Source organism: Phyllobacterium sp. 628 (genome assembly GCF_014189505.1).
Classification (GTDB): Bacteria; Pseudomonadota; Alphaproteobacteria; order Rhizobiales; family Rhizobiaceae; genus Phyllobacterium.
In genome coordinates this window covers 631590-656842 of the sequence record NZ_CP050301.1, presented here as the reverse complement: position 1 = coordinate 656842, position 25253 = coordinate 631590, and the positions used below count along the sequence as shown (strand labels likewise).

The window sequence follows — 25253 nt, the reverse complement described above, 5'->3', positions numbered from 1 at the left end:
TTGCAATGTCCGGAACCCTCGTCCTTGTCCGCCACGGCCAGAGCGAATGGAATTTGAAGAATCTGTTTACCGGCTGGCGTGACCCGGGTTTGACCGAACTTGGACACAGCGAAGCCAAGGCTGCAGGCCAGCGCCTGAAAGCCAAGGGCCTGCATTTCGACATTGCCTACACCTCGGTGCTTTCCCGCGCTCAGGTGACCTGCCAGCATATTCTCGATGAGGTTGGCCAGTCCTCCCTGCAGACAATTCGAGATCAGGCACTGAACGAGCGCGACTATGGCGATCTTTCCGGCCTCAACAAGGACGACGCCCGCGCCAAATGGGGCGAGGATCAGGTGCATATCTGGCGCCGCTCCTATGATGTGCCCCCACCCGGCGGCGAGAGCCTGCGCGACACCGGCGCGCGCGTCTGGCCCTACTATCTGCACGATATCCAGCCGCATGTGCTGCGCGGCGAAACCGTGCTGGTGGCGGCGCATGGCAATTCGCTGCGCGCACTGATCATGGCGCTGGACGGTCTGACCAGCGACGAGATCATCGCGCAGGAACTGGCGACGGGCGTGCCGGTTGTTTACAAGCTCAACGCTGATTCGACTGTGGCTTCGAAAGAGATTCTAACCGCCTGAAACGGCTGAAATCCGTGTCACTTCACTGACAAATCCGCGTGGATCATTCTGCGCGGATTTGTTGTTTATGGCGGCTTTCCGAGGAGATTCAACTCTGTTTGCCGGAACATGAACCGCCAATCGATAATAGGCTGACAAATACCCGACAAATGGATTGACAGAGGTCCGCCCGCCCCTTACATGAGACCCCGCTGCCCAGATGGCGGAATTGGTAGACGCGCACGGTTCAGGTCCGTGTGCCGCAAGGCGTGGAGGTTCGAGTCCTCTTCTGGGCACCATTCCATTTAATTTATGCGACATGCAAAAGAGCCGAAAGCTCTTTCGAGCGAAGCATGATCTTCGCTCTCAAATAATTTTCCACGTCTTGAACGAGATGCGATATTCTGGCGAAAAGGGTTTCAAGCGGAGTATTTGCGCATGATCCGGATTATTATCGCTCTGGCACTGCTCGTTCTGGTGCTGCTGCTCATCTACAGCATCGTCAATAGCATTCGCCGAAAGCAGATTGACTGGACAGGAATTGCCGTTGCGATTGCCCTCATTGTCTTTGCTATCTACTTGCGCAACACAACGGGCATTGGCGGGATCAGCTTCGGATAATCAAATTCCGCACGGTCACCGTGACACATTGCAACTCGCTGCCGGACAAATTAATATATCAGTCTACCGATCGGAGACTTTCATGGACACGCTTATTACCCCCCGGCACCTGCGCCTGCACACCAGCGACAATGTGGTGGTGGCCGTCGATTCATTTCAGGCCGGCCAGCACATTGAAGATGTGACGGTGAAGGACCGCGTGCCCCGCGGCCACAAGCTGGCATCGCGGGCAATTGCCTCAGGAGAGCCGGTGCGCAAATTTGGTCAGATTATTGGCTCCGCATCCAAACAGATCGAACCGGGTGAATGGGTGCATGAACATAATCTCGATTTCAGCACATTCATCCGCCAGCCGGACAACGCGCATCAGACCCATTCAAACGGCATCTTGCCCATCGAACAGCAGGCAACGTTTCAGGGGTTTCGCCGTGCCAATGGCCGGGCGGGAACGCGCAACTATATCGGCGTGCTGACCTCGGTGAATTGTTCGGCTTCCGTGGCACGCTTTATTGCTGAAGCGGTGCAGCGTTCGGGTTTGCTTGACGAATATCCGATGATTGACGGTATCATTCCGCTCGTACACGGCGGCGGCTGCGCCCTCGATGTGAAGGGTGAAGGCTACGAGGTGCTTAAGCGCACGCAATGGGGCTATGCCACCAACCCGAACATCGCTGCTGTGCTGATGGTTGGTCTTGGCTGCGAAGGCTTCCAGATCGGGCGCTGGAAAGAGGCCTATAATATCGTCGAGAGCGATACATTCCGCAGCCTGACCATTCAGGAAGTCGGCGGCACCCGCAAGACAATGGAGGCGGGCATTGCCGCCGTGCGCGATATGCTGCCAACAGCCGCCGATGTGAAGCGCGAGACCATTCCCGCATCAGAACTGATGCTGGCGCTGCAATGCGGCGGTTCAGACGGTTATTCCGGCATCACCGCCAACCCCGCACTGGGCGCGGCTGTCGATCTGCTGGTCCAGCAGGGCGGCACCGCCATTCTGTCCGAAACCCCCGAAATCTACGGCGCGGAACACCTGCTGATTGAGCGCGCCTCCAACCCCGAGGCGGTGACCCGGCTGCAGTCCATCATCGCTTGGTGGGAGGATTATACTGCCCGCAACAGGATGGAGATGAACAACAATCCATCTCCCGGCAACAAGGCGGGCGGCCTGACGACCATTCTGGAGAAATCGCTGGGTGCGGTCGCCAAATCCGGCACCACGCCGCTGGAAGCGGTTTATGGCTATGCCGAGCCTGTCACCGCCCATGGGCTCGTTTTCATGGATACGCCGGGCTATGACCCCGTCTCGGCCACCGGGCAGGTTGCTGGCGGCGCGAATGTCCTGTGCTTCACCACAGGCCGTGGCTCTGCCTATGGCTGTAAGCCGACACCATCGATCAAGCTGGCCACCAACACGCCCATGTACACCCAGATGATCGAGGATATGGACATCAATTGCGGTGATGTTCTCGATGGCGTGTCGATTGAAGACAAGGGCCGCGAAATCTTCGAGCAGGTGCTGCGCGTTGCCTCAGGCGAACGCAGCAAGTCCGAACTCCTTGGCTATGGCGATGCGGAATTCGTGCCATGGCAAATCGGCGCGACCATGTGATTGCCGCCTGCATAAAAGCAAAACGGGAGCCATCGGCTCCCGTTTTCGTTTGCGGGCAATCTCAAGCGGCTGATTGCTGCTGTTTGGCCCGGGCGACAATCTGCGTCGGATTGACAAAGCGCAGCGCGATGAGCAGCCAGACCAGCGTCGTTATCATGTAGACAACCGCCATAGCGTCGATGGACTGGACGGCACGCACGCCCGAAGCAAAGACCGAATAGTACAACGCAACGACCAGCGTCTGGCTGGTTGGCCCGGCCGTGAGGAAGGTCAGTTCGAACATGGCGACGGTGCGCACAAGAACCAGCAACAGCGAGGCCAGAATGCCAGGCAAAAGCATTGGCATGAGCACGTGCCGGAACAGGCGGAATGTACCCGCGCCGAAGACACGGGCCGCAGCTTCAACCTTGGGATCGATCTGTTCGATGAAGGGGATCATGACAAGGATGACAAACGGCACGGTCGGCACGAGGTTGGCCAGAACCACGCCCCAGAATGTGCCGCCAACGCCCGCCTGATAGAGAACGGTTGCCAGCGGAATACCGAAGGTGATGGGCGGCACCAGAAGAGGCAGCAGGAAGAGAAGCATGATCAGCTTCTTGCCGGGGAATTCCCGCCGTGCCAGCGCATAGGCAGCCGTGACGCCGAGCAGACCGGAAAGTGCAACGACAGTGAAGACGATCTGGAACGTGACAATCAGAACGTCACTGAGCTGAAACTCGGCCCAGGCGGTGAAATACCATTTTGTCGTCCATCCGGCAGGCAGCCAGGTGCCGAGCCAGCGGGTGCCGAAGGAGGAAATGATCACGGTGGCGATCATCGCCATGAGGTTGATGATGAAGAAGGCGACGATTGCCCAGACGGCAGTGATCCAGAGCTTGGCGCCAATGGTTGTATCGCGGATCATGGTCAGCCCTTTCCGCCTGCGGTCGAGCCGCGATAGAAGAGATTGCGAATGGCAAGAATGGCCACGACGATGCTGAGCTGGACCGTCGCCATAATCATGGCGATGGCTGATGCCATCGAATAATCATACTGCTCGAATGCCGCCTGATAGGCCGCAATGGAGATAACGCGGGTGGGGCCTGCCGGAGCGCCGAGCAGAACGGCCGATGGGAACACGGCAAAGGCCTGCACGAAGGAAAGACAGAAGGCGATGGCCAGTCCGGGGATCAGCAGGGGCAACAGCACGAAGCGGAAACGTTGCCAGCTCTTGGCTCCATGGGTTGCGGCGGCCTGCTCCAGCGCCGGATCGATGCCGGTGACGTAAGAAAGCGTCAGCAGGAAGGTAAAGGGGAAGCCGGTGATAATCAGCGACGAGAAAACGCCCCAATAATTGTTGGTCAGCTTCAGCGGCCGGTCGATCATACCGAACAGCATGAGCGTACGGCTGAACCAGCCCTGCGGTCCGAGATAGTTCAACAGGCCTTCAGCAACCAGAACTGTACCGAGCGTCACGGGAAGAACCAGAATGGTGGTCAGCAGCCGTTGCCGCGTCATCAGGCGCACGCGGAAGGCGATCGGCAAGGCCAAGGCGATGCTGATGACAGTAACCGGAACTGCGAGCCAGAGTGTCGTCAGGATCGTGTCGTAAAGGAAAGGATCGGAAAAGAATTTTTGATAGTTGGCAAACATTCCGCCTTCCTTCGGTGTGAAGGACAGAACCAAGCCGTAGATGAACGGATAAATAAAGACCGCGAGCAGAAACAGCACGGCCGGCAGGACAAGGATCGTGACGCCATCAATGCCACGCAGGGCCAGCCGCTGGCGCAGTGACAATCGATCATAAACGGGAGGGGATGATGCGCTCATACGACCCTCATGCTGCAAAGACCAGCGCGCGCGCCGGATCGATTGCCAACCAGATGGCGCTACCCAGCGCTGCGGTTTGTGGAGCATGGAAAACCAGCTCAAGACCTTCAGCGGTTCGGGCTGTGCCGACAAATTCACGGCCACGATATTCGATGGTTTCCACGACGGCTTCCACCGTCTGGCTGGAGTGCCTGCCTGCCTCAACATCGTCAGCGCGAGCCGCCACGATGGCCGTATCTCCGACCTTCAGACTATCGCGGGCGGTCCCTGCCAGTGTTGCATTGCCGACTGTGACATTCACATGCGAGCCTTCCACCGAAATAACCTTGCCGGTGAGCCGGTTGCGATAACCCATGAACTCGGCGACATCCATATGATCCGGACGCTCATAGAGATCACTGGGCGCACCAACCTGACGGATTTCACCATCGCGCAGAACAACGATGCGATCGGCCAGCGACAGAGCCTCGTCCTGATCGTGCGTGACATAGATCGTGGTTGCGCCGAGCTGGTTGTGAATGCGGCGGATTTCGGCGCGCATTTCCAGACGCAGCTTCGCATCGAGATTGGACAGGGGTTCATCCATCAGCACGAGCGGCGGCTCGATAACGATGGCGCGGGCAATGGCAACGCGCTGTTGCTGGCCGCCCGAAAGCTGACCCGGCAGTTTATGCCCCTGCCCCTGCAGGCGCACAAGATTAAGTGCTTCCTCGACGCGCTTGTCGAGTTCAGCCTTGGCGACATTGCGCATTTTCAGACCGAAGCCGATATTCTGGCGCACGGTCATGTGCGGAAAGAGTGCGTAATTCTGGAACACCATGCCGAAACCGCGATCTTCGGGCTTCAGCGTATCAATGCGCTTGTCATCAATGAAAATGCCGCCGCCGGTGGTTGCGAGCAGACCGGCAATACAATTGAGCGCAGTCGACTTGCCGCAACCGGACGGTCCGAGCAAGGCAATGAACTCGCCTTTGCGGATCGATAGCGATACATCCTTCAGCGCATTGTGCGCACCAAAGGCGCGGCTCATGCGGTCAAGGCGAATTTCCTGGAATGGCGACGAAGCCAGCAGCATCGGATACCTCATAAATGAACGCCATCCGGATTGATCCGGATGGCGTTGTCTCGTGCGTCAATCAGGGCTTCTTGCCAGCGACTTCTTCGTCCCAGCGGCGGAAAGCAACGACCATGGATGCCGGCTCAAGTGGAACCTCGATGGGGTTGTTGGCGATCCAGTCGGCATATTCCTTGCGGCCGAATTCCGCCAATGCGTCCTGACTGTCCTTCGGCGCCATGGAAAGCGGTACATCCTTGACCGCCGGACCGGGATAGAAATAGCCCTGATCGTAGGTATAGGCCTGTTGTTCCGGGGTAAGCAGGAAGCTCATCAGATCGAGCAGAACGGCAAGCTTCTCGTCAGCAATGCCTTTCGGCACACACATGTAGTGCGCATCGGCAACCCAATGGAATCCCTTAAGCGGCGCGACGGCGGCTTCCTTCGGCACAACGCCGAGCACCCGGGGATTGATGTCCCAGCCGGTGGTGGAGACGGTCATATCACGGGTGCCTTCGCCGAGTTCCTTCATCAGGGCGCCGGTACCGGTCGGATAGTACTCGATATATTTGTGCAATTCCTTCAAATAGGCCCAGGTCTTGTCCCAGCCCTTGACGGGATCGCGCGGATCGCTGTCACCAAGCAGATAAGGCAGCCCCATCAGGAAGGTACGGCCGGGCCCCGAATTGGCGGGACGCGCATAGAGGAACTTATTGGGATTTTCCTTGGCCCAGGCCAGCAGCTCTTCGGCGGTGGTGGGAACCTTCTTCACCCGCTCGGGCATATATTCAAGCAGCGGACCTGAGGGATAATAGGTCACGACGACGCCGTGATCCTTGCCGAGCGCCAGCATGCGGTGCGCCGGTTCCTGATAGATGGCGGCGAGATCCGGTAGGGACGCGGAATGATCAGGCAGAAGTTTGACCCAAAGGTTCTGATCAAGGCCGGCGGAAAGCGCGTCCGTACCAGTCAAAACGAGATCAATATCAAGACGGTTGGCAGCCTGCTGAGCCTTCAGTTTGCCTGGCAGCTCCGGGGCGGGCGCCTTGGTAAAGGTGATTTTCGAAACAAGGTTCGGCTTTGCGGCGGCGTAGTTCTCGATGGCCTTTTGTGTCAGGGCGAGATTGCCCGCCACGTCGGCAATATTGAGTGCCACCGGCGATGTCGGCAGAGCCAATTTTGCTTGAGCAAAGAGACGTGTTGCGGGCAGCGTCGCCATGACTGCCAGACCACCAATGGCTTGCCTGCGCGTGATGCGGATCATTGTCTTCCTCCCAGTTGTTCCCGGTTTATTGATCGGTGGCCATCCTCCAGCCACTCATTTTAATAGCTTAATATATTAATCTATCAGTTTTAGATAGCAAGCGGTTTCAACCTCCGGTTAAAGTTCAGCGACAGTTCGCGCGGCACCCTGTCCGATCAGTTTGGCGAGCGCATCACCCACCGCATCGTGAAACGCCGTATTGGCAGGAAGATCAGTTCCGAAAATTTGTTCCATCCCTAGATAGGTTTCGAGCAAAGCAGATGCCGATGTCTTTCCTGCCGTGCGTGCTTTAAATTCCCCAGCCAAGGGGTCACGCACATCAATTGCATTGCCGCGCTCGTCTGTGCCCGTGGCGTAGCGCATCCAGCCCGCAACGCCCAATGCCAGCAAGTCGAACGATGCTTTCTGTTCGAGACGAACACGGATCGTGTTCAGCAAACGCTGTGGCAGTTTCTGCGAGCCGTCCATGGCAATCTGCCACGTCCTGTGACGCAGGGCCGGATTGCGGAAACGCTCGCGCAGCTGCTTCTTATAGGCGTCCAAGTCAAAATCGGGCAGCACCGGCAAAGTCGGAGTGATTTCCTCATCCATCATGCGCTCAATGAGCGTGGCAAAGCCTTCACCGGCCATGGTGTCGGATACCGTTTCATGCCCCGAGAGATAGCCGAGATAGGCCAGCGTCGAGTGGCTGCCATTGAGCAGCCGCAGCTTCATCAGTTCAAACGCATCAACATCTCCGACAAATGTGACACCGGCTTTTTCCCAAGCCGGACGCCCGGAGGGGAAATGATCTTCGACGACCCACTGGGTGAACGGCTCGGTCATGATTGGCCAATTGTCTGCAAGGCCGATGGCATCGGTCACGCCTGCACGATCATCATCCGTGGTAGCAGGTACAATCCGGTCAACCATGGTTGAGGGGAAAGCAACGTGCTCGCTAATGAAAGCACCCAGTTCCGCGTCCCGCAATTCGGCAAAGCGCGTGACAACGCGCTTCAGGGTTTGGCCGTTGGCCGGAAGATTGTCGCATGAGAGCAGGGTGAAAGGCTCAGTTCCATTTTTACGGCGCCGTGCCAGTGCCTCGACGATGAAGCCGATAGCCGAGCGCGGGGTTGCCGGATTGGCGAGATCATGGGTGACGTCAGGGTGGCTTTCATCCAGCGACGCAGAGGCGGGCGAATAACAGTAGCCCTTTTCCGTGATGGTCAGAGAGACGATCTTGACTTTCGGGTCCGTCATGGCGGCGAGCAATGTTTCCGGGCTTTCCGGAGCGACCAAAACGTTCTGAATGCTGCCGATGATCCGAAAACTGCTCCCGCTACCGTCTCTCACGGCAACCGTATAAAGCCCATCTTGGGGATTGAGCGCGTCGCGCGTATCACCGCTGCGCAACGATGCGCCAAGAATACCCCATCTAAGATCACCCGTCGTGAGCACACTGTCCGTATAGACGGCCTGATGCGCCCGGTGAAACGCGCCGATACCCAGATGCACGATGCCGGTTTCGACCTGACTGCGATCATAGCCAGGTGTTGCAACACCCTTTGCAAGCTGTGGCAGATTGGCTGAGGAAAGATGCTTGTGACTGGTGTGGTTCATATGATGCCTGCAATCCTGTCTGGGTTGGTTTCAGAGCCGGTATGCCTCTTTGGCGAGCCGGTAACTCAGATCATGCGCGATCTCATGCGCTTCATCCTCGTCCAGCCGGTGATCGGCCACAAGCCGCGCCAGAAAGGCACAATCGACGCGCCGTGCCATGTCATGGCGGGCGGGAATGGAAAGGTAGGCACGCGTATCATCGTTAAAACCAACAGTGTTGTAGAACCCAGCAGTTTCCGTTGTCAGTTCGCGGAAACGGCGCATGCCTTCGGGGCTGTCGTAAAACCACCATGCCGGGCCAAGTCGCAAGGCCGGATAATGACCGGCAAGCGGGGCAAGTTCGCGGCTGTAGCTGGTTTCATCAAGCGTAAAGAGGATGAGTGTCAGGCGCGGATCATTGCCGAATGCATCGAGCAAGGGCTTGAGTTCTTCAACATAGCCAGTGGAGCGCGGAATGTCGGCACCCTTGTCCACGCCGAACTGCGCAAAGAGGTTGGGGTTGTGATTGCGGAAAGAGCCAGGATGGATCTGCATCACCAGCCCGTCATCAATACTCATCCGCGCCATTTCAGTCAGCATCTGGGCGCGAAACAGATCCGCATCCCCACTGGAAACATCCGCTTTGAGAACGCGCTCAAACAGAGCGGCGGCCTCATCTGCAGAAAGATTGGCGGTGCGGGCATTTGGGTGGCCATGATCCGTGGATGTGGCGCCACGTGCCTTGAAATAGGCGCGCCGGTTGCGATGCGCCTCGAGATAACCCGCATAATCGAGTGACGCGCCTGCGAGACCAATCAGTTTTTCCACATTGTCGCGGAATCCCGGACGTGAAGCATCAATGACCGCATCGGGTCGGTAAGCAGGAACAACCCGCCCCTGCCAACCGGAAGCCAAAATGGTATCATGCGCCGCAAGATCGTCCGTCGCCGCATCCGTGGTTGAAATCGCTTCAATGCCAAACTGCTTGTAAAGCGCGCGTGGCCGCATGGACGGATCGCTGAGCCTTTCGGCAATGCGATCATACAATTCATCCGCGTTGATTTCGCTCAAACGCTCGGTGATGCCGAAGATGGTTTCCAGCGCGTGCTCGAACCACAGCCGCGAGGGTGTGCCGCGAAACAGGTACCAGTGCTTGGCAAAGAGCCGCCAGATCTTGCGCCCGTCCGTTTCCACCGGACCGCCGTCCTGCCTCGGAACACCGAGGTCCTCGAGCTTGACGCCTTGCGAATAGAGCATGCGGAAAATGTAGTGATCCGGCTTCACGAACAGACTGGCGGGATCAGAAAAGGTTTCGTCGTGGGCATACCAGAGCGGGTCCGTATGGCCATGCGGCGAGATGATGGGCAGGTTCTCGACATCCGCAAAAAGCCGGCGGGCAATGCCACGGGCGTCAACCTCTACAGGAAAAAGTCGGTCTGGATGGAGAGGCATCTTGCGTCCTTACTGCTATCGTCTGTGTCTGCCGGCATGATAAAAAGGGTGCCAGCGTTTGGCCGGGAAACAGCCCGTATCCGTCTGCGGTTCACCCGCGCCCGATGACCGGTGAACATTTGGTTTTGCGATCTTGGCGAACAGTAAATAATAATATATTAGTATGTCAACAAGATCGATGTGGTCAAAATCGTCGCCTCCCGATGGCTTTGGCACTATGATTTTTCATGGATTTCGCCCATTCAATGCGGCAGATGATCTGTGACACGTGAAATGGAGCGCTGGAATGACAGCACATAACCGGGGAGAAAAGAGTTTGGCCGCGACTGCCGTGGCTGAACCCGTGACATCGGCACGGGACCATGCAACCCGCTTCGCCAGAGCCGGATCGCGCGGTGCTCCCGCCGGGCGCATGACGACAGCCACGGCGATTTATCGCGAATTGCACGCCGCCATCGTGTCCATGGAAATGACCCCCGGCACCGCGCTGAATGAAAAAGTCCTCACCGAACGTTTTGGAGTCAGCCGCACGCCCGTGCGTGAAGCCCTGATCCGGCTGGTGGAAGACGGGCTTGTCGATGTGTTTCCGCAATCCGGAACCTTCGTTGCCCGCATACCGGTGGCGTTGATTCCTGAGGCTGTCGTGATCCGGCAGGCGCTGGAAGGCGCAACCGTCGAACGCGCCGCCGCTGTTGCCACGGCAAAAGACGTGGAATGGCTGGATGAAATTCTGGCGCGGCAGCAGTTTTTTGCCGACCGGCAGAATATGAGCGCCTTCCATGAAGCCGACGAGGCCTTTCACGAGGCCATTGCCGGAATCGCCGGTCATCCCGGTATCTGGCATTATCTCAAGCCTGTGAAAGTGCAGATCGATCGCGCCCGCCGCATGACACTGCCGGCACTCGGCCGGATGGAACACGTGCTTTCCGAACACAAGATTATTCGTAACGCCATCGAAATCCATGACGTGGCCGCTGCCTGTGCAGCCATGAAACAGCATCTGAATGCCGTCATTCCCGATATTGATGAATTGAGACAAACTTACCCCGGTTCATTCGTCTGAACACCGGGAAATGACGGAGGACTGAATGCGTCAGGCATGGAGATGGTTTGGACCAAACGCCGGTGTATCACTGGATAATGTGCGCCAGGCCGGGGCGACCGATATTGTATCGGCGTTGCACGAAGTACCCATCGGCCAAGCCTGGACCGAAAAGCAGGTGCATGAACGCAAGTCCCTGATCGAAACAACGCCCGCCGGGCGCAAGCCGCTGACATGGTCCGTGGTGGAAAGCATTCCGATCCCCGATGCAGTCAAGCGTCTGGGCGGCGCAGCCAAACAGGAGATCGCTGCATGGATCGCCAGTATGGAAGCGCTGGCCGCCAATGACATTCATGTCATCTGCTACAATTTCATGCCGGTCGTAGACTGGTGCCGCACCGATCTTGATTATGTAACGCCGACGGGATCGACCGCGATGCGGTTCGACCACAACACGTTTGCCGTGTTCGACCTGCATATTCTTCAACGCACAAATGCCGAGGCTGCTTATACGCAAGCTGACCGGGATATCGCCGCAGCGCTCTACGCCCAAATGAGCGGGCAGGAAATCGAAGACTTGACGCGCAACATCGCCAGCGCCCTGCCCGGTTCCACAACCGAGCCGCTGACCATCCCGGCGTTCCGCGACAAGCTTGAAGCCTATGCGGGTATCGATGCAGACAAGCTTCGCCAGCACCTCATTGAATTCCTCGAAGCAGTGACGCCGATTGCCGATGATCTCGGCGTCAAGCTGACGCTGCATCCTGACGACCCGCCCCGACCGCTGTTCGGCTTGCCTCGCATCGCCTCGACTGAAGCCGATTATGCCGCCCTGTTCGATGCTGTTCGGTCGCAAGCCAATGGTATGTGTTTCTGCACCGGAAGCCTCGGCGTGCGAGCCGATAATGACCTGCCCAAAATTGCGCGGCGCTTCGCTTCCCGCATTCACTTCTCCCATCTGCGCGCAACGACCCGCGAAGGCGATGGCCGCAGCTTCCATGAAGCCGCGCATCTGGAAGGTGATGTGGATATGGTTGCCGTGCTGAAGGAACTGCTGGCTGAGGACAGCAAACGCAAGTCTTCCGACAGCATCATCTTCCGCTCCGATCATGGCCACCGCATGCTGGATGATCTGACCAAGGATGTGACACCCGGTTATCCCGCCATCGGCCGCCTGCGCGGTCTGGCCGAATTGCGCGGCATTATCCACGCTCTGGATGCCAAAGCACTGGCCTGATCTGCTCCTGTCATCTGCGTTTTCAAGGAAGCCCTGACATTGAATGTCGGGGCTTTTTCATTACGTGCCGGTTAATTTGAGTTAACCATTGACCGGCGAATGCGCGCCATAATGGGCGTTTGCTTAGGTTTTCGTTCAGTATTGATCACATTATCGCCTCATTTCGTCACGAACTGCCACAACAGATTAGTTGTTCCAAGCATCTGCGATCACGTTTTGAATCATAATAAGACAAATTTTTTGAATGACTTGGCTGATCTTGCCCGGTTTGCTGAGGGATATTTCCAGATCGGGTCACCTCGAGGCCACATTTACCCAAAATAGAAGGGCTCAATCATTCACGTGACGATCTACTTGCCCAAGATCATATTCAAGCGTGCATCTTCAGTCTGGCAATTCCTGCCACGGGCCATTTAAAGTGCGATTTACAATATGGTCTCCATTGCAAGTATCCGTAAGGTACTTTCTGCAACCATGCTTCTTTTGATGTTTGGTATCGTTTCGGCAAATGCCGGTTCCGCATGCGGCGGTGCATCCTGGTATGCACTTCATTCCAAGACTGCTTCCGGCGAGAGAATGAATCCTTCCGCTCTTACTGCTGCTCACCGCACCCTGCCTTTCGGCTCCAAGGTGAAGGTTACCAACCAGCGCAATGGCAAGTCGATCGTCGTGCGCATCAATGATCGCGGTCCTTTCATCAAAGGACGGGTAATCGACCTTTCCAAGGGTGCTGCCAACGTTCTCGGCTTTGTTGGCGCAGGTCACACCAATATCTGCATGGCCAGGCTCTGATATCCCTGTCACCGCATTCTCACCGGTTGGTGAGGATGCGGTGACACTTTCCTCTACGATATGTTGATCGTGCTGCAGGATTGACCTTGACCATTGAACGTGACATCGCCATGTCAACACTCCTTATCCTGTCGGGGAACGTTCCATGGCACTGAAAGTCGCGGTCCAGATGGACCACATCAATTCGATCCGGATCGCTGGGGATACCAGCTTTGCACTGTGCCTCGAGGCGCAGGCACGCGGCCACAAGCTTTATCATTATACGCCTGACCGGCTCAGCATGCGCGACGGCATTGTCCGGGCGCGGGTCGAAGAACTCGCTGTCCGCGATATCGAAGGCGATCATTTCACGCTTGGCGAACAGGTTTCGCGCGATCTATCCGAGATGGATGTGGTGCTCCTGCGGCAGGACCCGCCGTTCGACATGAACTATATTACCACGACGCACATCCTTGAACGGATTCACCCGAAGACGCTGGTGGTCAACGATCCAGCCTGGGTGCGCAACAGCCCCGAAAAAATCTTCGTTACCGAATTTCCCGACCTTATGCCCGACACGCTGATCACCAAAGATCCGCAGGAGATCATGGCATTCCGCAAGGAATTCGGCGATATCATCCTGAAGCCACTTTACGGCAATGGCGGCGCCGGGGTTTTCCATCTGGCCGATGGTGACCGGAACCTGACCTCGCTGCTCGAAATGTTCGGGCAGATGTTCCGCGAACCGATTATCGCACAGCGCTATCTGAAAGATGTGCGCTCGGGCGATAAACGCATCATCCTCATCGATGGTGAAGCTGTGGGCGCGATCAACCGGGTTCCCTCGGAAAGCGATGCGCGCTCCAATATGCATGTGGGCGGCCGGGCCGAGAAAACCGATTTGACCGAGCGCGAGCGCGAGATTTGCGCCCGTATCGGTCCTTCCCTGCGCGAGCGCGGATTCATCCTTGTCGGCATCGATGTTATTGGTGACTACATGACCGAAATCAACGTCACGTCGCCAACCGGGGTGCGCGAAGTCAAGCGCTTTGGCGGTGCAGACATTGCCGCTCTGTTCTGGGATGCGGTAGAAGCCAAGCGGCGCTAACGCTTTCGCTTCTCTTCTGCTGCGACAAGAAGATCGACAAAGGCGCGTACGCGCGCCGGTCGAAATTTTGCGGGCGGATAAACCGCATAGATGCCGCCCGACGGCAGAGACCAATCCGGCAACAGCCGCACCAGCCGGCCATCCCTGACATCGTCAGCCACCTGATAATCCGGTAGCACTGCAAGTCCGATACCCGCCAGCACGCAGACATAGCTGGCATCGGTGCCGTTGGCAGTGACCAGAGACTTGCCCGAAATAATGATCTGTTCGTTTCCACTTTTTGAAAACAGCCAGCGTAGAGGTTCCTTGAGTGCGCTATTGGCAATCCAATCGGCGTTTTCCAACCCATTGGGGTGATCCATAGGGCCGATACGGGTGGCATAGGCTGGCGAACAGACGAGATGCTGCTCAAAGGAGCCAATACGGCGGGCTTGCGCACTTGAATCCTCCAGCCAGCCCACGCGGATCGACAGATCAAGTTCATTCTCAACTGAATCGAACTGGATATCCGTGAATGTAAGATTGGCCCTCACAGCCGGGTAGCGTTCCAGATAAAGCGCGATCACCGGAGCAAGAACCTTGGCACCATAATCCAGCGGCGCCGTCAGCATCAGCGTGCCAACTGGCGCATCTGCCTCTGACGACACCTCATGAATAGCATTTTCGGCTTCCCGCAGAATTACGATGCAACGCTCGTAGAACCTGCGGCCAGCCTCCGTCGTCCGTAGCCGCCGCGTGGTGCGGATCAGCAGCGTTGTGCCCAGCTCTTCCTCCAGTTTGGATAATTGGTGACTGACGACCGCCTTGGCTACGCCCAACCGCTCTGCGGCAGCGGTGAATGAGCCCAAGTCTACGACCGTGACAAAATAGATGAACCGGTTGAAGCTGACGGAAGCCATGGGACCACTCTATTGTATGAACTATTCAGACAGTTTGTCTTTTTGATCGGGGTTTTTCAAGCTGCGGGGACGTGCCAATCTCTTGCATGAGCAATTGGAACCCATTTGAGGATAAAAATTTTGCAAACCGTTTGGACAAGACGTGAGACGATGAAAACCCTTCTAGCCGCAGGAACGGTTGCAGTATTGCAACCCCTGACCTTTGCTGCGAAGGCCGCTACCAAGCTGAAATGGACCTATTTTCAGGCTGACGAGAACGGCTTCCGCCGCACACCAGTGCTATTGACTGGCGAAAAGGAAGCCATTCTGCTCGATGGCGGATTCACCTTGTCCGATGGTCGCGTGGTGGCTGATGCGATCAAGGCAACAGGAAAGACCCTGACGACAATTTATGTCAGCTGCAGCGACCCGGACTATTATTTTGGCCTGCGTCCGATTGCCGAGGCCTTCCCCGGCGCCAAAATTATAGCGGCAAGCGCAACGGTTGCGGCAATCAAGGCCAATGTGCAGGGCAAGCTTGATGTCTGGGGTCCGCAGCTCAAGGACAATGGTCCCAAGGTTCTGGCAGATGTCGTCATTCCTGCAGCGTCTGATATCACCTCACTTGAACTTGAAGGTAACAAGATCGAGATCATCACTGTCGCCGATCTGAAAGACAGGCGATATCTGTGGGTTCCCGGCCTTGAAGCCGTTTTCGGCGGCGTGTTGATCTCGTCCGGCGTACATATCTGGGTTGCCGATGAGCCAAACATTGACGACCGCAAAAAATGGATTGCTGCGCTTGATGAAATCGTAGCGCGCGAACCCAGAATCGTGGTGCCATCCCATCAGGCCGCCGGTGCACCAAATGGTCTCGCAGCGGTAGAATTTACCCGCGACTATCTCCAAGCTTTTAATGAGGAAGCCGGCAAAGCCAAATCCAGTGTTGAACTCATTGCGGCGATGAAGCATCGCTATCCCGATCTTCTCGATGTTTCGTCGCTGGAACTGGGCGCAAAGGTCGCCAAGGGCGAAATGAAGTGGGGTTGAGGCCCACACCTTGAAGTTGAAATATCTGTGTCGGATTCAGTGCCGGCGCAGTTTTTGTTAGACGAATGAATGTTCCTTAAATGTTCTTGTCACGCAGCGTGAAATGTGATCAGGTAGCGTTATTGATATAAATTCATTTTTAAGCAGCATTTTCAGGGAATTTTTCATGGTCACCCGCGTCCGTACGGTCGCTTTTCAAGGTATTGAAGCCCAGCCTGTCGACGTCCAGGTGATGATTGCCCCCGGTAAAATGGGTATTCATATTGTCGGTCTGCCTGATAAGGCGGTGGCCGAAAGCCGCGAGCGCGTGCAGGCAGCATTGCATGCTTCCGGACTTTCTTTGCCGCCAAAGAAGATCACCATTAATCTGGCTCCAGCCGACCTGCCGAAAGAAGGCCTCGTTTTGCCCTATTCTGATGACGTATTCGTGCTAAGCCTCTGATTTAGCACAGTTTATTAAGCTTTGCATACGCATACGTCGTGAGAAAACAGCAGTGAGAGAAACATCGGGCCGAAGCAGGATAAAGCGAACTAACTTTTAGTCATTTGTGCTACTATCGCTTCGACCGCCGCCAAAATCAGTTGCCTCTGAAGAGGTTCCACCGCCTGAAGAAGCCTATGGAGGTCAATTAAAGGTTTATCCTCCGTGACAAGGATCTCCCCTTCAATTAGATCCGTTTCACGATGCAATCTGTTTGTGTAATATTTTGTTGTAGTATTAAAATTTTTGTGGCCCCCCGCCTCACTTCCCTCCACCCCAACATTAGCCTGATCGGCAAAAGCTCCGTTCGCTGCCCTTGAGCGTAAGGACGCTTTTCGAACGACGGCTTCAATGAACGCTGCTCTCAATCGATGAGCCGATCCTGGAATTCCCAATTCCTTGAATATCTTATTGATGTAGTTACGGATGCTTTTCGCTTGGAGCTGATAGGTGGGCCCCTTACGCGACAAAAAAAGCAATCGGAAACAGGCTTTTGCCTCGGAGTGAGGTTCTCAACGTCCCGCTGTCGTTTGCCCCAAACATATGCCAGCATATTATTGAAATCATCGATCGTCACCGAGACCTGTCTTGTGTCATCGTTCTTTTCTGTGATGTTAAAAAAAATCTTGCCGCTCATCGCAGCTTTTAATCGGCGTGTTCCACTATATACATGTCGTTGAATCGCCAAGTTTGTTGCTCCGGCTCCCAAGTCGAACGGCTCACCATTATTATGTATGCCGTGCTCCATGAGGCCGTCTGCCAAATCACCAAGCTGGAGCCGTTCCGCGCCGATACTCCTAAAGCCTGCAGTATGCATGAGCATAGCCGCAATCCAGTAACTTTGGGATATTTGTCTTTTAGATGAGCTAAGAACTCTATCAATTATGAGAGTAATTGCTTTTGGTGTCGGCGTGGGACGTCCTTTCGATTTAGGGATTGTCGTATAACGCACCGTACCCCGAATCTTTTTAGTCTTGCCTATGAACTCTGATTGAATTGGATAGGAAGATTGGTCATAGAAGGCAACGATCGCGGACGCTACAGTGACTACTGGAACACGCTGACAAATCGGGCATTGGAACTGTTCGATGGTGTCGTAAAGACGGAGGGGGTCATACTCCTCGCGGCGACCAATTTACCTAAGCTTATAGATCCAGCCTTGCTCAGATCAGGAAGACTTGAACATCATGTCCCAATATCGCAACCCGACATCGATACACTTTGCGGCATTCTAGAACATCAGATCGGAGCTGACCTAGCACGCATCGTTCCAGGTGGACTGGAAGCCATGCAGACCGGGCGTAACAACAATCTGCCAGTTAAAGGTGGAACCACCGGATTGAAACCATGATGAACGACCAAACTGCCGACGCTGTCGTTCGCTCTCTCGCTCTGAAAGCCGTTGGCCTGACTGGGGCCGATATCGAACGCGTCGTTCGCGAAGCGCGTAAAACCGCCCGGCGTGAAAAGCGAGAGCTGGCCTATAGTGATATTGCGGATCGGCTGGAGAGTGGCAAGCCAAAACGATCAGAAGAATCTCGATGGCGGAGAGCTGTACACGAGGCAGGTCATGTCGTGGCACGCTATCATCTCGGACAAGGTAGCATAGAGGCGGTAACGATTAATGGCCCTAGTGGACGTTCCTATGTGGATGGACGCGAAGACCTTGATACCCTTGACATGGAAGAAGCCTATGCGGCGAGAATAATTTCTATTCTCGCTGGCAGAGCTGCCGAAGAGGTCGTACTCGGGACGCCAAGTCTCGGAAGTGGCGGCTCAGACCAGTCAGACCTTGCCAAGGCGACTGAAATAGCACTCGCTTTGGAAACAGTCCTCGGAACGGGCGCTGTCAATCGACTTGTGCATACTGCAACGGTAAGTCCAATCGACAAAATGGCTGCATTGAATGTAAGCGCGGCGGTGAACAACCGGCTAGAAAATGCCTACGAGATTTCAATTGAAATCGTCACACGCTTTCAATCCGAATTACTAAAGATTGCACAGGAACTCGTTCTAAAGGAGACGATGGCAAAGGAAGAAATTGAAACTTATCTATCTCTCGTTAACCGCCAAATATGAAGAACCTCCCCCACCGATTGGTTGTCGTAGGGACAAATTGGAAGCCCGTCTAGTAAGACGATGACTTCGCCGTGCCCAGATACTCAAGCCTAACGAACTATGTGATCGTACCAAGCTGGTCCAGAATTTATACCAAATCGAATTCGGAAAAAATGAATCCGCCTACGGCGGATGCTCTATGACTAAGTGCCACTCCCGACTGACCGCATCAAGGCACACTGCGCTATCGCTTGTTCTACGGCCTTGACCCGGCCATTCGCTCGTAGCGTTGGCTGGGGATCAGCAATGCCACTTTGTGGCAATGCTGCCCAAGTCAAAGAGAGAAAGCTAACCCCGAAAGGAATCGACAGTTGTGTCCAGCTCCTGTCAAGCCTGATCGATACTATAGCGATGAGCTAAAATGCATACGAATCGCATAATAGGGCAAAAGCAGCCATTACGATCTGCCAATTGCCGTTGGCCTGATGGCAGGGCTTGGCGCGATACCGGCTGATGCCTTGCAAGGCTATGTTGTGCTGGGCGAGCTATCGCTTGACGGAACGATCACCCATGTGGCGGGTGTGCTGCCAGCGGCTATTTCCGCCAATAGACAGGAACGCGGCCTGATTTGCCCGGCGCCCTGTGGACCCGAGGCCGCTTGGGCTGGCGAGGAAATCGATATTCTGGCGCCGCGCAGCCTGATCAGTCTGGCCAATCATTTTCGCGGCAATCAGGTTCTGTCGCGCCCCGAGCCTGCCATGCAGACCAATGCCACCAACCTGCCCGATCTTGCTGATATCCGGGGGCAGGAGAGCGCCAGACGCGCCCTCGAGGTTGCCGCTGCAGGCGGCCACAACCTCCTCATGGTCGGACCGCCCGGATCGGGCAAATCGATGCTTGCCCAAAGGCTTCCGTCCATTCTGCCGCCGCTTTTGCCGCGCGAATTGCTTGAAGTGTCGATGATCGCCTCCGTCGCGGGCGAGTTGCTCGGCGGTAAATTGACGAACCGGCGGCCCTTCCGCGCGCCGCACCATTCAGCGTCCATGGCGGCGATGGTGGGCGGCGGTATCCGCGCCCGGCCGGGGGAAGTTTCACTGGCACATCGCGGCGTGCTGTTTCTCGATGAGTTTCCCGAGTTTACACCGCAAGTGCTCGACTCCTTGCGCCAGCCGCTCGAAACGGGTGAATGCATGATCGCCCGGGCCAATCACCGTATCTCCTATCCCGCCCAAATCCAGCTTATCGCGGCCATGAACCCTTGCCGCTGTGGCATGGCAGGAGAACCTGGCCATCGCTGTGCCAGAGGTCCGCGCTGCCAGCAGGACTATCAGGCGCGCATTTCGGGGCCACTGCTCGACCGGATTGATCTTCGTATCGAAGTCCCTGCCGTCAGCGCCGCCGATCTCATTCATAGACCCAATTCGGAAGCCAGCGCTGCGGTTGCCATACGGGTGGCACGTGCCCGTGACATCCAAAAACAGCGGTTTGAACAACTGGGCTATCCGCAGATCACATCCAATGCGCATTGCCCGGTCGCGATGATTGAAGACGTGGCGCAGCCGGATAGTGCTGGCATGACATTGCTGAGACAGGCGAGCGAGCAAATGCGGTTTTCGGCGCGCGGCTATCACCGCGTGCTGAAAGTGGCGCGGACATTGGCGGATCTCGATGGGGCAGAGGTTCTTGGGCGCATCCATCTTGCAGAAGCCATCTCTTACCGGATGGCGACCGACACCGCCCATCAGGCCGCCTAGGGCGGTTTGACAGGGATTTGCACCCGTTCATTTACGAATGGTGTATCAAAATAGAAAATGCCGGACCTTTCGATCCGGGATTTCCCAATTTCACGAACAAGGGTTTAGCGAACTGAACCCACCAGAATGTTGCTTGGTGCTTCGATGCTGACCCAGCGGCCAGTATTGTTGGTCGCCTGACGCTTCAGATAGGTATAGTCGGTTTCTGACCAGTTCTTTACGCCGTCAGCGAGGTTGTCGAGAATGAAGTCGCCAGTATCGGCGCGGACAGTGAGGACGGCATGGCCTTCGCCATCAGGCTTGCGAACGACAGTGATCAGGAGATCGGCCGGTGAAATGCCTGCCTGGATCAGTTCGCGGCGCTTCTCCAACACGTAATCTTCGCAATCACCGACATTGCCGACCTTGTCGGGATAGCCCCAATATTCTTCAACGCCGTAGATTTCCATGTCGGTCAATGGCTTGACCGTCTGGTTGACGCGAGCGTTGACGTTAACGATCAGCTCCCAGAAATCACGCGTCATCTTGGCAGGCATAACGTTGCGGCTGCGGATCGAGCATTCGTCAGGAAGACGCTTGCAAAATTCGTAGTGACCGATTGGCTGTGACGTGAGGCCGCCTGTCTGCATGAATGCTTCGGTCGCGGAAGCCGGGTTTGCAATGAGCGCGCCAGCAAACAATGCCGCGGCGAACCCTACCGTCTTCAAAAATTTCACCGCTCCGAACATGCTTTACTCCGAACCCAACCAGCCTTCGTTAACAAAACGTTAATGTCGGGAGGGGATATGAGTCAATCACAATGGCGCCACGATCCCGCCATTGTTAATATATGGTTAAAATTTGAACTTCCTAGATTTTGAGGAAAATTTGATGGGTATGCGATGCCGCCTTGGTCACATAGACCGCAAGGCGGCCGTTTCCGCTGGCGGAAATGCGTTCGATACACAAACCGGCAAGAGGTTGAATTTATTGATATTTATCGAAGTACAGCTAGTGTAATACCACCGCTGCCGGAAAAACAACGCTTCCGGCGCGAGCTCTTTAACAGTCGGAGATTGCCTTTAGCCGCGAGCGCGTTTGCCAATCGGCGTCACGTTGCTCTTGCGATTGGCCTGCGCATGGTCGTTAACGAATTGGACAATACGTGGTGCAATTTCAGCACGGAAACGCGATCCGTTAAACACGCCGTAGTGACCGACCTTGGCCTGCAGATGGTGCATACGCATCGCATCGGGGATGTTTACACACAGGGTCTGGGCGGCTTTGGTCTGGCCGACGCCGGAAATATCGTCGTTCTCGCCCTCGACAGTGAGCAGCGCAACGTTGCGGATGGCAGAAGGATCAACCAGCTTGCCGCGATGGGTCATTTCACCCTTTGGCAGCGACTGACGAACGAAAACCGTATCAACAGTCTGCAGGTAGAATTCAGCCGTCAAATCCATCACGGCGAGATATTCGTCATAGAATTCCCGGTGCTTGTCGGCGGAGTCGCCGTCTTCCTGCACCAGATGCGTGAAGAATTCCTTGTGCGCTGTAATATGGCGATCAAGGTTCATGCTCATAAAGCCCGAAAGCTGCAGGAAACCCGGATAGACTTCGCGCATAAAGCCCGCATGCGGCCACGGCACCGACATGATGACATTGTCGCGGAACCATTTAATGCCCTTTTCCTCTGCCAGAATGTTGACTGCGGTCGGGTTCTTGCGGGTATCGATAGGGCCGCCCATCAATGTCATGCTGGACGGCGCGAAACGGTCACCATTGGCTTCCATGACGGAGACTGCTGCCAGCACCGGAACCGATGGCTGACAGACAGCAACCACATGTGTGTCTTCACCGAGCGCATGGAACATCTCGATGACATAGTCGACATAATCGTCAAGGTCGAAACGGCCGGCGGTCAGCGGCACACTGCGCGCATCAACCCAATCGGTGATGTAGACTTCCGCATGCGGCAGCAATGCCTCGACAGTACCGCGCAGCAAAGTGGCGTAATGGCCGGACATCGGCGCAACGACAAGAATCTTGGGGTCGGCACCACGCTTGGCAGGAAGCGAGCGCTTGAAATGGATCACGTTGCAAAATGGCTTGGACCAGACGATCTTTTCGCGGATTTCAACTTCATCACCATCAACAATTGTCGTTGGAAGACCGAAAGCCGGCTTGGCGTAGGCACGCGTTGTCCGTTCGAACAGTTCGCAGCCAGCCGTGATGGAGCGGCCAATTATCGTTTGCGAGAACGGATTGAGTGGATGGTCATAGAACAGCTTCGTGGCATCCGCCAAAGCCCGATAGGGCTGGAGTGCGGCGTGATTGAGTTCATAAAGCTGGTAGAACATTCCACTGTCCGATCATATCAACACAACGGCGATCTCAAGAACATGCTCACCAAAGATGAAAATGTTCTTGACGGGAGAATAACCCTACCCGCTTTGACCGATATTGCAATGCAACAAAAGGATTAGCCCGGAGAAAGATGTTCACAAATCATTGTGCAACCGCAACATAAATTGCGCACTGCACAGATGAAGGCTCAGGCTCCTTCAACGATGAGCATTTCGCCTTCGGCATATTGTTTGCGAATGGCCTTGGCGGCCTGATATTCCACAGAGTTGTAGCAATCGAGCGCGTGCTGCACCGATGGAAACTCGATCACCACATTGCGGGCACGGGCTGTGCCTTCCAGTTCATGGAATGCGCCGCCACGGGCGAGAAAATTTGCACCGAACCGTTCGAACGCCGGTTTTGCGGTTGAGATATAGCCCTTGTAACCCTCGGCATCTTTCACATCGATGCGTGCAATCCAATATCCCTTGGCCATCAATCCTCCAATCCGCCTGTTCAGGCGATTCATTTTGGCGGATTTGATCAGACAGTGGCCATTTCGGCAAGGATCGCTTCTGCCGCAGCTTTGTGATCTGCCACGCCGACGATGGGCCTTGCAACCACGAGATGGCTGGCACCTTCGCGCAGGGCATCTGACGGGGTCATGACGCGCTTCTGGTCGCCGATATCAGCGCCCTTCGGCCGGATGCCGGGGGTGACGACGGCAAGTTTTGGTCCAACGATCTTGCGCACAGCAGATGCTTCCGCTGCCGAACAGACAATGCCGCCCATGCCCGCATGCAGGGCCTGCTCGGCACGGATCAGCACCAGCGTGTGCGGATCGTGCTCGTAACCGGCATCGATCATGTCCTGCTGGTCCATGGAGGTGAGCACCGTAACGCCAAGCAGACAGAGATCAGAGCCGCGCGCCGCTTCCACAGCTGCCTTCATCGCTTTGGGATAGGCATGGAGCGTCAGCATCGACACACCCATCTTGACGATGTTTTCGACGCCTTTGGCGACTGTGTTGTCGATATCGAGCAGTTTCATATCGAGAAAGACTTTTTTGCCGGACTGAACCAGTTCTGAAGCGAAACCGAGGCCACCGGCAAAAGCCAGCTGATAGCCAATTTTGTAAAACGACACCGTGTCGCCAAGTTCACTGACAATTTTCGCCGCATCATTCACTGAAGGCACATCAAGGCCTACGATGAGGCGATCGCGCAAAGCCGCTTCCATCATGACAAACCACCTTTTCTGTTGATCGTCACCCCATCGCACAACGGAACGCGATAGAAAAGCTCAGAATGGCAAATGGTGGCCAGAAAACGGCTTATAGGCGGGATTTTGCCAGGGTTGTGTGATCAACCAGCGTTTGGCAGACCCGCTCCATGGCTTTGGCTGTTCGCGCATCATGAAACGAGCCGTCATCGGCAAAGGCTTCGTGTGCATGCGGGACCGAGCATTGTTCGCTGAGAATCTGTGTTCCAACATTCATCAGCACCGAGCGTAAATGATAAAGCCCGCGAGCGCCGGCAAACTGTCCGTCGGAAGATGAACACAAGGCGACGATCTTTCCAGAATAGGGCCGCAAGGGCTTTTCACCATCCCGCGAAATGCGGCTGACCCAATCGATTGTGTTTTTCAGCAGCGGCGGAATGGATGAATTGTATTCGGGCGATGCAATGAGAATGCCATCATGTGCCGCAAACAGGCGGCCCAGCTTCATGGCATTCTCCGGGATGCCTTTTTCCGTTTCCAGATCCTGATCCATGATCGGCAAGGGATAATCGATCAGGGCTATACGCGTCACGTCAGCGCCCAGAGCGGCCAATGTTTTTGTTGCGACATCGGCAACCTGACCGCTGTAAGCGCTGGTACGGTTGGAACCTGCGAAAACGAGAATCTTCGGCAGCATAGAGTTCCCTTCAGGGGTCAAGCGATGGAAATCGGGGAATCAGGCGCGGCGATAAATCCACAGCCGCGCGGGAGGAACATTGCGGATGATAAAATCGAGATGCTCAATCTTGTAGTTGCCGCGACCGGCCGGAACCGGCGACATCGGGCCATACGTAATCTGGACAATCGGGCGGCCGTGCGGAACGCGCCGCAACAGATCCTCGATGATCTTCACCCGCTCGCCAACCGGAAAGTTCAAAAGCGGCACGGCCGAGACGACCGAATCAAACATCTGGTCCTTATGTGCGCCCAGCGTCTTGTCGAGATTGAAGGCATCGCCCTCAATAATGTTCACACCGGGAAAATCCTCGCGCAGATGCTCGGCGAAATCCGCTGAGTATTCGACACAATAAAGATCGGAGGGAGCCACACCGCGGCCGAGAATGGCGCGGGTAATGACACCCGTACCCGGCCCGAGCTCCAGTACCGGCAGGCCGGAATGCGGATTGACGACACTGGCCATACGGCGCGCGGTGATGGAACTCGTCGGCAGAATGGAGCCGACAGCCTTTGGCCCGTGCATCCAGCCTTTGAAAAACCGGATTTCCTCGCCGAATTTTTCAGCGAGTTTCTTACCCAATGGTCGTGTCATGCT

General features: G+C 55.8%; 23 protein-coding genes, 1 tRNA gene and 2 pseudogenes. 13 read left to right on the top strand and 13 right to left on the bottom strand.

Features of this window, described 5'->3' with window-relative positions; translation table 11 throughout:
* Positions 1 to 5 precede the first annotated feature (5 nt).
* The 4 genes from HB779_RS04780 (at position 6) to HB779_RS04765 (ending at position 2835) form a co-directional block, all read left to right on the top strand.
* Complete coding sequence (locus HB779_RS04780; protein ID WP_188344647.1) at positions 6 to 626, top strand: 2,3-bisphosphoglycerate-dependent phosphoglycerate mutase; 621 nt, start codon at positions 6 to 8, stop codon at positions 624 to 626.
* A 193-nt stretch (positions 627 to 819) separates the two neighbouring features.
* A tRNA-Leu gene (locus tag HB779_RS04775) sits at positions 820 to 904 on the top strand.
* A gap of 139 nt (positions 905 to 1043) precedes the next feature.
* Positions 1044 to 1226: a hypothetical protein gene (locus tag HB779_RS04770; protein ID WP_188344646.1), complete on the top strand. Its 183-nt coding sequence runs from the start codon at positions 1044 to 1046 to the stop codon at positions 1224 to 1226.
* Positions 1227 to 1308: 82 nt separating this feature from the next.
* The gene (locus HB779_RS04765; protein WP_188344645.1) at positions 1309 to 2835 is read left to right on the top strand and encodes a UxaA family hydrolase; all 1527 of its coding nucleotides are present in this window, start codon (positions 1309 to 1311) and stop codon (positions 2833 to 2835) included.
* 61 nt (positions 2836 to 2896) lie between these two features.
* On the opposite strand, the gene HB779_RS04760 is transcribed toward HB779_RS04765, so the two are convergent.
* From HB779_RS04760 to uxaC, 6 genes are all read right to left on the bottom strand, one after another.
* Positions 2897 to 3742: an ABC transporter permease gene (locus HB779_RS04760; RefSeq protein ID WP_188344644.1), complete on the bottom strand. Its 846-nt coding sequence runs from the start codon at positions 3740 to 3742 to the stop codon at positions 2897 to 2899.
* 2 nt (positions 3743 to 3744) lie between these two features.
* Entirely contained in the window at positions 3745 to 4647 is a 903-nt protein-coding gene (locus HB779_RS04755) for an ABC transporter permease (RefSeq protein WP_188344643.1), read from the bottom strand.
* Between the two features lie 7 nt (positions 4648 to 4654).
* Positions 4655 to 5722 (bottom strand): ABC transporter ATP-binding protein, encoded by a 1068-nt coding sequence (locus HB779_RS04750; protein ID WP_188344642.1) that lies wholly within the window; start codon positions 5720 to 5722, stop codon positions 4655 to 4657.
* A 61-nt stretch (positions 5723 to 5783) separates the two neighbouring features.
* Positions 5784 to 6962: an ABC transporter substrate-binding protein gene (locus tag HB779_RS04745; protein ID WP_188345776.1), complete on the bottom strand. Its 1179-nt coding sequence runs from the start codon at positions 6960 to 6962 to the stop codon at positions 5784 to 5786.
* A 120-nt stretch (positions 6963 to 7082) separates the two neighbouring features.
* Complete coding sequence (locus tag HB779_RS04740) at positions 7083 to 8564, bottom strand: mannitol dehydrogenase family protein (RefSeq protein WP_188344641.1); 1482 nt, start codon at positions 8562 to 8564, stop codon at positions 7083 to 7085.
* A gap of 30 nt (positions 8565 to 8594) precedes the next feature.
* Positions 8595 to 9995: a glucuronate isomerase gene (gene uxaC / locus HB779_RS04735; RefSeq protein WP_188344640.1), complete on the bottom strand. Its 1401-nt coding sequence runs from the start codon at positions 9993 to 9995 to the stop codon at positions 8595 to 8597.
* 286 nt (positions 9996 to 10281) lie between these two features.
* Here uxaC and HB779_RS04730 point away from each other — a divergent pair, with 286 nt between their 5' ends.
* The 4 genes from HB779_RS04730 (at position 10282) to gshB (ending at position 14153) form a co-directional block, all read left to right on the top strand.
* Entirely contained in the window at positions 10282 to 11058 is a 777-nt protein-coding gene (locus tag HB779_RS04730) for a GntR family transcriptional regulator (RefSeq protein ID WP_188344639.1), read from the top strand.
* A 25-nt stretch (positions 11059 to 11083) separates the two neighbouring features.
* The gene (gene uxuA / locus HB779_RS04725; RefSeq protein WP_188344638.1) at positions 11084 to 12274 is read left to right on the top strand and encodes a mannonate dehydratase; all 1191 of its coding nucleotides are present in this window, start codon (positions 11084 to 11086) and stop codon (positions 12272 to 12274) included.
* A 474-nt stretch (positions 12275 to 12748) separates the two neighbouring features.
* Complete coding sequence (locus HB779_RS04720) at positions 12749 to 13066, top strand: septal ring lytic transglycosylase RlpA family protein (protein WP_244642558.1); 318 nt, start codon at positions 12749 to 12751, stop codon at positions 13064 to 13066.
* A gap of 145 nt (positions 13067 to 13211) precedes the next feature.
* Positions 13212 to 14153 (top strand): glutathione synthase, encoded by a 942-nt coding sequence (gene gshB, locus HB779_RS04715; protein WP_188344636.1) that lies wholly within the window; start codon positions 13212 to 13214, stop codon positions 14151 to 14153.
* On the opposite strand, the gene HB779_RS04710 is transcribed toward gshB, so the two are convergent.
* Positions 14150 to 15052: a LysR family transcriptional regulator gene (locus tag HB779_RS04710; protein WP_188344635.1), complete on the bottom strand. Its 903-nt coding sequence runs from the start codon at positions 15050 to 15052 to the stop codon at positions 14150 to 14152. The two genes, gshB and HB779_RS04710, sit on opposite strands and share 4 nt — an antisense overlap.
* 150 nt (positions 15053 to 15202) lie before the next feature.
* Here HB779_RS04710 and HB779_RS04705 point away from each other — a divergent pair, with 150 nt between their 5' ends.
* From HB779_RS04705 to HB779_RS04685, 5 genes and pseudogenes are all read left to right on the top strand, one after another.
* Complete coding sequence (locus tag HB779_RS04705; RefSeq protein WP_188344634.1) at positions 15203 to 16081, top strand: MBL fold metallo-hydrolase; 879 nt, start codon at positions 15203 to 15205, stop codon at positions 16079 to 16081.
* A gap of 166 nt (positions 16082 to 16247) precedes the next feature.
* A pseudogene (locus HB779_RS04700) lies at positions 16248 to 16478 on the top strand (magnesium chelatase domain-containing protein); the annotation flags it as partial.
* Positions 16479 to 17571: 1093 nt separating this feature from the next.
* Complete coding sequence (locus HB779_RS04695) at positions 17572 to 17913, top strand: AAA family ATPase (protein WP_188344633.1); 342 nt, start codon at positions 17572 to 17574, stop codon at positions 17911 to 17913.
* On the top strand, positions 17910 to 18641 hold the full coding sequence (locus HB779_RS04690; RefSeq protein WP_188344632.1) for a hypothetical protein: 732 nt from the start codon (positions 17910 to 17912) through the stop codon (positions 18639 to 18641). The genes HB779_RS04695 and HB779_RS04690 overlap by 4 nt, the downstream gene beginning before the upstream one ends.
* 425 nt (positions 18642 to 19066) lie before the next feature.
* Positions 19067 to 20374 (top strand): annotated as a pseudogene (locus tag HB779_RS04685) (YifB family Mg chelatase-like AAA ATPase); the annotation flags it as partial.
* A gap of 104 nt (positions 20375 to 20478) precedes the next feature.
* On the opposite strand, the gene HB779_RS04680 reads toward HB779_RS04685, so the two are convergent.
* From HB779_RS04680 to pmtA, 6 genes are all read right to left on the bottom strand, one after another.
* Complete coding sequence (locus HB779_RS04680) at positions 20479 to 21102, bottom strand: transglutaminase-like cysteine peptidase (RefSeq protein ID WP_188344630.1); 624 nt, start codon at positions 21100 to 21102, stop codon at positions 20479 to 20481.
* 333 nt (positions 21103 to 21435) lie between these two features.
* Complete coding sequence (locus HB779_RS04675; RefSeq protein ID WP_188344629.1) at positions 21436 to 22713, bottom strand: polyhydroxyalkanoate depolymerase; 1278 nt, start codon at positions 22711 to 22713, stop codon at positions 21436 to 21438.
* A gap of 194 nt (positions 22714 to 22907) precedes the next feature.
* Positions 22908 to 23195 carry a DUF1330 domain-containing protein gene (locus HB779_RS04670; protein ID WP_188344628.1) on the bottom strand — a complete coding sequence of 96 codons (288 nt, stop codon included), beginning with the start codon at positions 23193 to 23195 and terminating at the stop codon, positions 22908 to 22910.
* 47 nt (positions 23196 to 23242) lie between these two features.
* Positions 23243 to 23938 carry an orotidine-5'-phosphate decarboxylase gene (pyrF, locus tag HB779_RS04665; protein ID WP_188345775.1) on the bottom strand — a complete coding sequence of 232 codons (696 nt, stop codon included), beginning with the start codon at positions 23936 to 23938 and terminating at the stop codon, positions 23243 to 23245.
* Positions 23939 to 24032: 94 nt separating this feature from the next.
* On the bottom strand, positions 24033 to 24617 hold the full coding sequence (locus HB779_RS04660; protein WP_188344627.1) for an NADPH-dependent FMN reductase: 585 nt from the start codon (positions 24615 to 24617) through the stop codon (positions 24033 to 24035).
* Positions 24618 to 24656: 39 nt separating this feature from the next.
* Positions 24657 to 25250, bottom strand: a complete 594-nt coding sequence (gene pmtA / locus HB779_RS04655) for a phospholipid N-methyltransferase PmtA (protein ID WP_188344626.1) — start codon at positions 25248 to 25250, stop codon at positions 24657 to 24659.
* Positions 25251 to 25253 lie beyond the last annotated feature (3 nt).

Bases quoted from the DNA above. Each gene is read 5' to 3' on its own strand.
- HB779_RS04780 (WP_188344647.1), top strand. From the start codon at position 6: ATGTCCGGAACCCTCGTCCTTGTCCGCCACGGCCAGAGCGAATGGAAT.
- HB779_RS04770 (WP_188344646.1), top strand. From the start codon at position 1,044: ATGATCCGGATTATTATCGCTCTGGCACTGCTCGTTCTGGTGCTGCTG.
- HB779_RS04765 (WP_188344645.1), top strand. From the start codon at position 1,309: ATGGACACGCTTATTACCCCCCGGCACCTGCGCCTGCACACCAGCGAC.
- HB779_RS04760 (WP_188344644.1), bottom strand. From the start codon at position 3,742: ATGATCCGCGATACAACCATTGGCGCCAAGCTCTGGATCACTGCCGTC.
- HB779_RS04755 (WP_188344643.1), bottom strand. From the start codon at position 4,647: ATGAGCGCATCATCCCCTCCCGTTTATGATCGATTGTCACTGCGCCAG.
- HB779_RS04750 (WP_188344642.1), bottom strand. From the start codon at position 5,722: ATGCTGCTGGCTTCGTCGCCATTCCAGGAAATTCGCCTTGACCGCATG.
- HB779_RS04740 (WP_188344641.1), bottom strand. From the start codon at position 8,564: ATGAACCACACCAGTCACAAGCATCTTTCCTCAGCCAATCTGCCACAG.
- uxaC (WP_188344640.1), bottom strand. From the start codon at position 9,995: ATGCCTCTCCATCCAGACCGACTTTTTCCTGTAGAGGTTGACGCCCGT.
- HB779_RS04730 (WP_188344639.1), top strand. From the start codon at position 10,282: ATGACAGCACATAACCGGGGAGAAAAGAGTTTGGCCGCGACTGCCGTG.
- uxuA (WP_188344638.1), top strand. From the start codon at position 11,084: ATGCGTCAGGCATGGAGATGGTTTGGACCAAACGCCGGTGTATCACTG.
- HB779_RS04720 (WP_244642558.1), top strand. From the start codon at position 12,749: ATGCTTCTTTTGATGTTTGGTATCGTTTCGGCAAATGCCGGTTCCGCA.
- gshB (WP_188344636.1), top strand. From the start codon at position 13,212: ATGGCACTGAAAGTCGCGGTCCAGATGGACCACATCAATTCGATCCGG.
- HB779_RS04710 (WP_188344635.1), bottom strand. From the start codon at position 15,052: ATGGCTTCCGTCAGCTTCAACCGGTTCATCTATTTTGTCACGGTCGTA.
- HB779_RS04705 (WP_188344634.1), top strand. From the start codon at position 15,203: ATGAAAACCCTTCTAGCCGCAGGAACGGTTGCAGTATTGCAACCCCTG.
- HB779_RS04690 (WP_188344632.1), top strand. From the start codon at position 17,910: ATGATGAACGACCAAACTGCCGACGCTGTCGTTCGCTCTCTCGCTCTG.
- HB779_RS04680 (WP_188344630.1), bottom strand. From the start codon at position 21,102: ATGTTCGGAGCGGTGAAATTTTTGAAGACGGTAGGGTTCGCCGCGGCA.
- HB779_RS04675 (WP_188344629.1), bottom strand. From the start codon at position 22,713: ATGTTCTACCAGCTTTATGAACTCAATCACGCCGCACTCCAGCCCTAT.
- HB779_RS04670 (WP_188344628.1), bottom strand. From the start codon at position 23,195: ATGGCCAAGGGATATTGGATTGCACGCATCGATGTGAAAGATGCCGAG.
- pyrF (WP_188345775.1), bottom strand. From the start codon at position 23,938: ATGGAAGCGGCTTTGCGCGATCGCCTCATCGTAGGCCTTGATGTGCCT.
- HB779_RS04660 (WP_188344627.1), bottom strand. From the start codon at position 24,617: ATGCTGCCGAAGATTCTCGTTTTCGCAGGTTCCAACCGTACCAGCGCT.
- pmtA (WP_188344626.1), bottom strand. From the start codon at position 25,250: ATGACACGACCATTGGGTAAGAAACTCGCTGAAAAATTCGGCGAGGAA.